This window comes from Alteromonas sp. 4NH20-0056, assembly GCF_057539655.1.
On sequence record NZ_BAAJLS010000011.1, the window covers coordinates 120341 to 127446 of the forward strand.

6 protein-coding genes are annotated in these 7106 nt (G+C 42.2%); 2 read left to right on the plus strand and 4 right to left on the minus strand.

Annotated elements, in window-relative coordinates:
- Positions 1-27: 27 nt before the first annotated feature.
- Together sthA and AC27EZ_RS16250 are read right to left on the minus strand one after the other, a co-directional pair.
- Positions 28-1455, minus strand: coding sequence for a Si-specific NAD(P)(+) transhydrogenase (gene sthA, locus AC27EZ_RS16245; RefSeq protein ID WP_487136330.1), 1428 nt, complete (start codon positions 1453-1455; stop codon positions 28-30).
- A gap of 155 nt (positions 1456-1610) precedes the next feature.
- Positions 1611-2738: an acyl-CoA desaturase gene (locus AC27EZ_RS16250; protein ID WP_487136331.1), complete on the minus strand. Its 1128-nt coding sequence runs from the start codon at positions 2736-2738 to the stop codon at positions 1611-1613.
- 301 nt (positions 2739-3039) lie between these two features.
- On the opposite strand from AC27EZ_RS16250, the gene fabR reads away from it, so the two are divergent.
- Entirely contained in the window at positions 3040-3639 is a 600-nt protein-coding gene (gene fabR / locus AC27EZ_RS16255) for an HTH-type transcriptional repressor FabR (RefSeq protein WP_487136332.1), read from the plus strand.
- A 6-nt stretch (positions 3640-3645) separates the two neighbouring features.
- Here fabR and trmA read toward each other — a convergent pair whose 3' ends face one another.
- Positions 3646-4740, minus strand: coding sequence for a tRNA (uridine(54)-C5)-methyltransferase TrmA (gene trmA / locus AC27EZ_RS16260; protein ID WP_487136333.1), 1095 nt, complete (start codon positions 4738-4740; stop codon positions 3646-3648).
- A 173-nt stretch (positions 4741-4913) separates the two neighbouring features.
- Here trmA and AC27EZ_RS16265 point away from each other — a divergent pair, with 173 nt between their 5' ends.
- Complete coding sequence (locus AC27EZ_RS16265; RefSeq protein ID WP_487136334.1) at positions 4914-6203, plus strand: DUF5610 domain-containing protein; 1290 nt, start codon at positions 4914-4916, stop codon at positions 6201-6203.
- 49 nt (positions 6204-6252) lie between these two features.
- Here AC27EZ_RS16265 and AC27EZ_RS16270 read toward each other — a convergent pair whose 3' ends face one another.
- Positions 6253-6714: an RNA recognition motif domain-containing protein gene (locus AC27EZ_RS16270; protein ID WP_487136335.1), complete on the minus strand. Its 462-nt coding sequence runs from the start codon at positions 6712-6714 to the stop codon at positions 6253-6255.
- Positions 6715-7106: the final 392 nt, after the last annotated feature.

Here is a 7106-nt window from a genome sequence, read left to right on the forward strand (position 1 = left end):
GCTAAGTAGCCGGTTTTTTTATGCCTGCTAAAAAATCCTATTCAATCCATTAATTGCCGCCACGCGATAGGCTTCTGCCATCGTTGGATAGTTGAACGTGGTGTTAACAAAATATTCTATCGTATTGCCTTCACCTTTTTGCTGCATGATTGCTTGTCCAATGTGTACAATTTCCGATGCCCTCTCGCCAAAACAGTGAATGCCGAGGATTTCTTTTGTCTCTCTATGAAACAAAATTTTCAGGCTTCCTACTTGTGTCGAGGCGATTTGTGCTCTCGCTAAGTGCTTAAACTGGGCACGGCCCACCTCATAGGGTACTTTCGCAGCGGTCAACTCTTGTTCTGTTTTACCCACTGAGCTAATTTCAGGAATGGTGTAGATGCCGGTTGGTATATCGGCTACTAACGCAGCATGGGTGGTTTTTCCAAGCATCGCTTCCGCAGCAAAGCGGCCTTGATTATATGCCGCCGATGCGAGGCTTGGGTAACCAATGACATCGCCTACAGCGAACACGTTATCGACATCAGTTTGATAGGTTTCATTTACTTTAAGCTGACCTCGCTTGTCTGCTTTCAGGCCGATGTTTTCAAGCGCTAACGTATCGGTATTCCCCGTTCTGCCGTTGGCAAAAAGTAGGCAGTCGGCCTTCATACGCTTGCCTGATTCTAAATTAAGCACCACAGCATCATCTGTTGCCTCAACGGAGTGATATGTCTCATTATGGCGTATCAATACCCCGTTATTCCAAAGGTGATAGCTCAATGCGTCTGAGATTTCGGTATCGAGGAAAGAGAGAAGGCGGTCCCTCATATTGACCAAATCAACCTTAACGCCCATACCCCTGAATATACTGGCATATTCACTCCCAATTACACCGGCACCATAAATAATGATAGATTTCGGATCATGATCTAGCGATAGAATAGTGTCTGAGTTATAAACCCGTGGGTGCGTAAAGTCGATATCATTTGGGCAATAAGGACGAGAGCCTGTCGCAATAGCAATTTGCGCTGCAGTAACAATGTCTTTAGAACCATCGTCACGGGTTATCTGTAAAGTATTCGCGTCGATAAAGCTGGCTTCACCGTGAAACAGCGTTACGCGGTTTCGGTCGTAGAACGATGAACGAAGACGGGTCTGGCTTTTTACTACGCCGCTGGCATGGTGCATGATTTCCGCAAACGTCAGGCTTCGGCTTAAGTGGTTATCAGCAAACAAAGGAGAACTGTTGTACTCTATAAGTCGACTTACTGAGTGACGAAGCGCTTTGGAGGGTATTGTACCCCAATGCGTACAGCCTCCACCTACCGCTTCGTATCGCTCGACAACCGCAACGCGTTTACCAGCCTTTGCCATCTGCATAGCGACCCCTTCTCCACCAGGTCCTGTGCCAATAACAATTGCATCGTAATGATAAGACGGTGATGGTGCCTTTTGCTTTGCTTTCGTTGCCATTATTACCCCTATAAACGTTGCCACATATAAAACAGTACCTCAGTATGCACTAAGGTACTGTTTTTGTACTTCCAACTCTAGTCTTAAACAGCAAATAAAACAAAGCCCGCCTTTACGAATAAAGGCGGGCTGTAATATTTCAAGCGAGTAGTGCGCTATGCGAATTGCAACGATAGACTTTGCAACTGTCCCCACTTCTCCTTTTGCACCGCAAAAGAGTGCTTCAGTTCTTTGTACTTATACTTTAATTCTAAGCCTTCTAATGAACGCTTAAGAGATTTTTGTTTCACCCGCATAAGACGTTTCTTTGTTGCATAGTAGTCGGACATTTTCTGGATCAGCAAGTCGTACTCTTGCTGAATAGTGTGCATGACCTCATCCGCGTTCGGTAATACCGAGGCTTTTTCGCTTGCGCGTTGCAACTGCATTGCAGCGAGCGCCTTTTCAATGCGCTCTTCAGGAACACGTCGAAGGTTGGTTGTGAGACCAACAAATGACAAGCCTTTTATTAACCACTTTGTCGGATCGAATTGGTACCACTTAATGCCATTTCTGTAATCGTACTCGAAGATATGATGGTAGTTGTGATACCCCTCACCAAATGTGAAAAATGCTAGCACACCATTGTCTCGTGCAGTGTTTTTATCGGTGTAAGGTTGTTTACCCCAAAAATGTGCCAAAGAATTAATAAAGAAGGTTACGTGATGCACAAGCACTAGCCTAAGAAAACCAGCAACTAAAATCATGCCCACTATATCGCCGTTTAAATAACCCAACAGCCCAGTAATACCGACGTTGGCGATTATCATGATAGGCAAGTAATAGTCGTGCTGCCACATTACCACTTTGTCTTTCTGCAAATCTTTGCAGTTACTGTAGTCACTATAGCGTTTGGCTTGGTACTCACGTAGCATCCAACCAATGTGGGCAAACCAAAGTCCACGTTTTGCTGAATAAGGGTCGTTATCATTATCGTCTACATGGCGATGATGAATTCGGTGATCAGATGACCAATGTAAAATGCTGTTCTGTAACGCCATTGCACCACCGATGGCCAGTACTACACGCACTACCACGTTGGCATCATACGTTTTATGAGACCATAGGCGATGATAGCCCGCGGTAATGCTCATACCTGTAAAATAAAATAGAACAATTGCGGTAGCGATCTCTACCCAATCTATTCCATTATACGCGACCCAAAGTGGGGCGCCGATGAAGGCAATTGCGCCGGTGATAATAAACACCAGTACATTTGTCAGGATAATTGGAGGTTTTTTCATTTTATACCACTCAGCTTACAACTGTGCGCTAATTTAGCGTTTAATGACCTTTCAGGCAAGTAAAACAAGGTTAAGTTCAGATTACATCTGTCACATTACAGTATAGAAAAATAATAGTAATAACGCCTTTATCAAGCAATCTAATACGGTAGGGGCTGCTCTATAATGTGCTTTAACGTTTTAGAAGTTATCCTTCTCGCCATAAAACATGTCGGCGAATTTTTTTATGAAAAAAGATTTTCACTTCTAACTATCACCTTACATGGGATAGACTAACCAAAGATAAAAAAATGGAATAATTGTGACTCGCCAAGAACAGAAATTAAAAACGCGACAAAACATCATACACGCCGCATTTTCGTTGCTGGATGAAAACCGAAGTTTGTCTGCTATTAGTCTACGAGAGGTAGCACGAGAAGCCGGAATTGCCCCAACGTCATTCTATCGTCACTTTAAAGATATTGATGAGCTAGGCCTTACGCTTGTTGATGAAGCTGGATTAGCACTTCGGCAACTTATGCGTCAAGCTCGACGCCGAATTGCCTCCGGTGGCGGCGTTATCAATACATCGGTAGATACGTTTATGGAGTTTATCGCTGCGAATAAAAATGTCTTTCGATTACTGCTAAGGGAACATACAGGAACATCGTCGGCGTACCGTTTGGCAGTATTTAGAGAAATTCAACATTTCGTTGATGAGTTAACCGATTACATTATTGAAAGACAAAATGTAGAGTTTAAGTTAGCGCAGCTACAAGCCGACGCGATGGTGCGACTTGTTTTCAGTGCAGGTGCTGAAGCGCTAGAAGCAGATACTGAATTACGTTTACAGATAGGTGATAAGGTAAAAACCCAGCTGCGTTATGTACAGCTAGGCGCATCGGTTCACAAAGAGCCCTAAAAAGTGCTATTTTTTACTCAGCAAAACACCCGCTTCTATATGGTGTGTGAATGGAAATTGATCGAATAGCGCGGCATCAACAATATCGTGAGTTTTACTTAATATCGTTAAATTCTCTGCAAGTGTGTCTGGGTTACAAGAGATGTAAATAATGTTCTCGTAAGCCTGAATCATTTTAAGAGAATCTATATCAAGCCCTGCACGCGGTGGGTCGACTAGCACGGTCTTAAAATTGTAGTCATTTAACTCAATACCCTCTAGACGACTAAATGTCCGTGTGCCTTGCATCGCTTCAGTAAACTCTTCAGCTGATAATCGAACTATTTTTAAATTTTCTATCGCGTTTGCTTCAATATTGTATTGTGCAGCTTGCACCGAAGGCTTAGCTATTTCCGTACCGATAACATTGTCGAAGTGAAGCGCTAGGGGAACTGAAAAATTACCCGCTCCGCAGTACATTTCTAGTAAGTCACCATCCAAATCTTTAACACAATCAAGTGTCCATTCAATCATTTTGCAGTTAACTTCAGCATTCGGCTGAGTAAAGCTATTTTCTATATGCTTAAAAACGAGCGTGTTGCCGTTGATAGGTAAACGTTCAATAATGAAATCATTCCCTATCATGCGCTTTTGCTTTCGTGCACGACCGATAATATTCACGGTACCAAACTCTTGTTCTAATAACTGCTGAAGTTCGCGTGCGTGAACTTCCCATTCATCGTTAAGCGCTTTGTGATACAACAAACTAATTACTAACTCTTCAGAAAGGCCTGACAGATAGTCAACCTGGAATAGCTTGTGGCGAAGTAAGGGGTTTCCTTTTACCAATGACAATAACCGTTCCATTGCTCGGTTAATTGTTTTGCTGGCTGGTAAAAAAGTGTCAACACGATACTTTTCTTTTGTCTCTTGATTGAACATGATGTGGTAGAGGTCATCACCCTCATGCCATACCCTAAATTCGGCCCGCATTCTGTAATGGACAGGAGGCGATGGAAATACGGTAGGGCGTGTTTCACCAAATTGGGAGAGTAGAGTGGTTAGACGTGCGTCTTTTTCGTCTAGTTGTGCTTGGTAGTCTTGTTGTGTAGGCACAGTCATAAAGCGCTCCATTGGGTAAAACAGATAATCAATATAATAGGGCTGTGGATTGTAGTGCGTTCTATTTTATGTGCAACGTGTATTCAAACAGTGAACTAAAAAAATATAGTACTAAAATTAAACAATACCGACATGATGCCGATAACATGAACGAGGATAGTGAGGATCTTATTATGAACGTTAGTCAAATAAAGGCTTTCATGGGCGACCAGAAAGCAGAGCAAAAGGCATCGGTTCATCCAAATGAAGCGTTGAAAAAACAACTTCAACAGGACGGCCTAGAGCAGGCAGCTGAATTTACCAAGCAGCAAGCGGCTACCGTATCGGTGAGCAGCACGCAGACTTCAATAGGGTTGCGAGTATTCAGTTCCAGCATGAATCAGAATCTTGTGGTAGATGGTAAACAACCATCAACTGAGGTTACTGATAAAGACGAAGATAAAACAAACAGCTTATTTGATTTCGAAAAGATCGCGAAGAATGTTATGCGATTTGTCGGCGGCGTGATTAGAGGTGCGGCAGACGCTGGAGCGGGTGACGAAAAGCTCAATAGTTTATTCAGCCAGGCAAGAGATGGTGTAAGCCGAGGTTTTGCTATGGCAGAAAAAGATCTTGCTGGCTTTATGAATAAAGAGATTGAAGACGGCATGACAAAAAGTCGCTCGTTAATTGACGACGGTATTAATGAACTTGAGCGGGATATCTTCAACCCTAACCAAGTAAATGCGGCAACACAATTGAATGCCATTGCAAGCGGTGAAGAAAAAAGCGGTAGTATTTTAATAAGAACCCGCGATGGTGACGAGGTTACATTAAGCTTTGAAAGCCGTTCTCAGTTCAATGCTGTAAGTCAAACGTCGTATTACAATGCACAATCAGGCGGGGATGCGAGTGGCGATAGTCAATCGAGCGCGCAAATGAGGCAACAATCTACGCTTTATGAGTATTTTGAAAAATCAGGTATTAGCTTTTCTTTAAAGGGAGAGTTAGATGAGGACGAACTTAAAGCAATCTCGGCGCTGGTTGAAGATGCGCAGGACCTTGCAGATGACTTTTTCTCTGGAAACGTTGATAAGGCATTTAGCCAGGCATTGGAACTTGGGTTTGATGATAAAGAGCTTGTAGGTTACGCATTGCAACTAAATAGAACTACACAAAGCGATGTAGTGAAAGCTTATGAGAATATTCAGCATTACAGTGATAAAGGAGAACCAGAAAATCAATACGGCAATATTGCAAGCCCGGTATCGCAGTATATAGATAAGATGGTAAAGACATTTGAGAGCGCTGAACGCCAGCTTCAAAGCAATGAAGACTATAATGCGTTAATCAACGGAATCATAAATGAGATGAAGGACGTGCAGGTACCTGATTTAGTCTCAGCGATTAACCGATTCCATTCATTCAATAAAACGTTATTGAATGCACTGCCTCAGCCTGAAGGTGCAACACCGTCAGAGTAATTTAAGCGTAGAATAAAAAAAACCTGGGTTTCCCCAGGTTTTTTTGTTTTTACTCGTTTTCTATCTTTTCTTTAGCAGGGCGAACTTTGAGTGTTCGCTCTTGAAACACCGAGTCATTGGTTTTATCTATAACACTGGTAAGGTCATCGGTAATGACCTCGATAAAACCGTAGCCCTTTCTTTTACCGGTCTTTCTATCCTTCATCAAACGAACAGATTGAACTTCAATAAAACTGCTGAAGTAATCTTTAACTGCAGATTCATTAGCACGATAAGGGAGGTTACCGACATATAACGTTTCAGTAGCACCCTTAACTGGCGTTGAATCATCAACTGAAGAAGAACTATGGAAAAGTGATGCTAACCAAGGAGTGAGAATACCGCTAATAAGTAACGACGCTGCTACCGATAGTGGAAGACTAAGATTTAGACTAGCTGAAGAAAATAACAAATAGCCTGCGATTGCAAAAATTGCGCTAATAACAGCGCATTGAATAAAGCCAACTTTCATATACCTACCTTTCTAGTGTTTATTATCATATTGGAGGCTGAGGCTAGTTTACTCATTTGTAACAATTAGAACAATAAAATGTGAAAAAAGTAGCCTAAAGAAGCATGGAAGTCCTATTTGTGATGTTAAAATGAGCGTTTAAGCACTTAATTTGCATCAAGAGTAAAAAAGTACGAATTTACTGTTGATCTTTTTCGATAGCTATCTATAATGCGCTCCACGTTTTGAGGGGGCTGCAAGCCACTGAGGAACTGAAGAGCATAAGCCTCTTTTTTAACTAGAAAGAAAGTTAAAAAATAAGGTTGACATCAAAAACAAACGATGTAAAATGCGCTTCCACTTCGAGAGGGGTGTTCAGGCGAGTCCTGAAGTTGTTTACCAAAATAAGCAAC

What these genes read in the sequence shown, in the direction of transcription:
- sthA (WP_487136330.1), bottom strand. Translation starts at nt 1,455, where the DNA reads ATGGCAACGAAAGCAAAGCAAAAGGCACCATCACCGTCTTATCATTAC.
- AC27EZ_RS16265 (WP_487136334.1), top strand. Translation starts at nt 4,914, where the DNA reads ATGAACGTTAGTCAAATAAAGGCTTTCATGGGCGACCAGAAAGCAGAG.
- AC27EZ_RS16250 (WP_487136331.1), bottom strand. Translation starts at nt 2,738, where the DNA reads ATGAAAAAACCTCCAATTATCCTGACAAATGTACTGGTGTTTATTATC.
- trmA (WP_487136333.1), bottom strand. Translation starts at nt 4,740, where the DNA reads ATGACTGTGCCTACACAACAAGACTACCAAGCACAACTAGACGAAAAA.
- AC27EZ_RS16270 (WP_487136335.1), bottom strand. Translation starts at nt 6,714, where the DNA reads ATGAAAGTTGGCTTTATTCAATGCGCTGTTATTAGCGCAATTTTTGCA.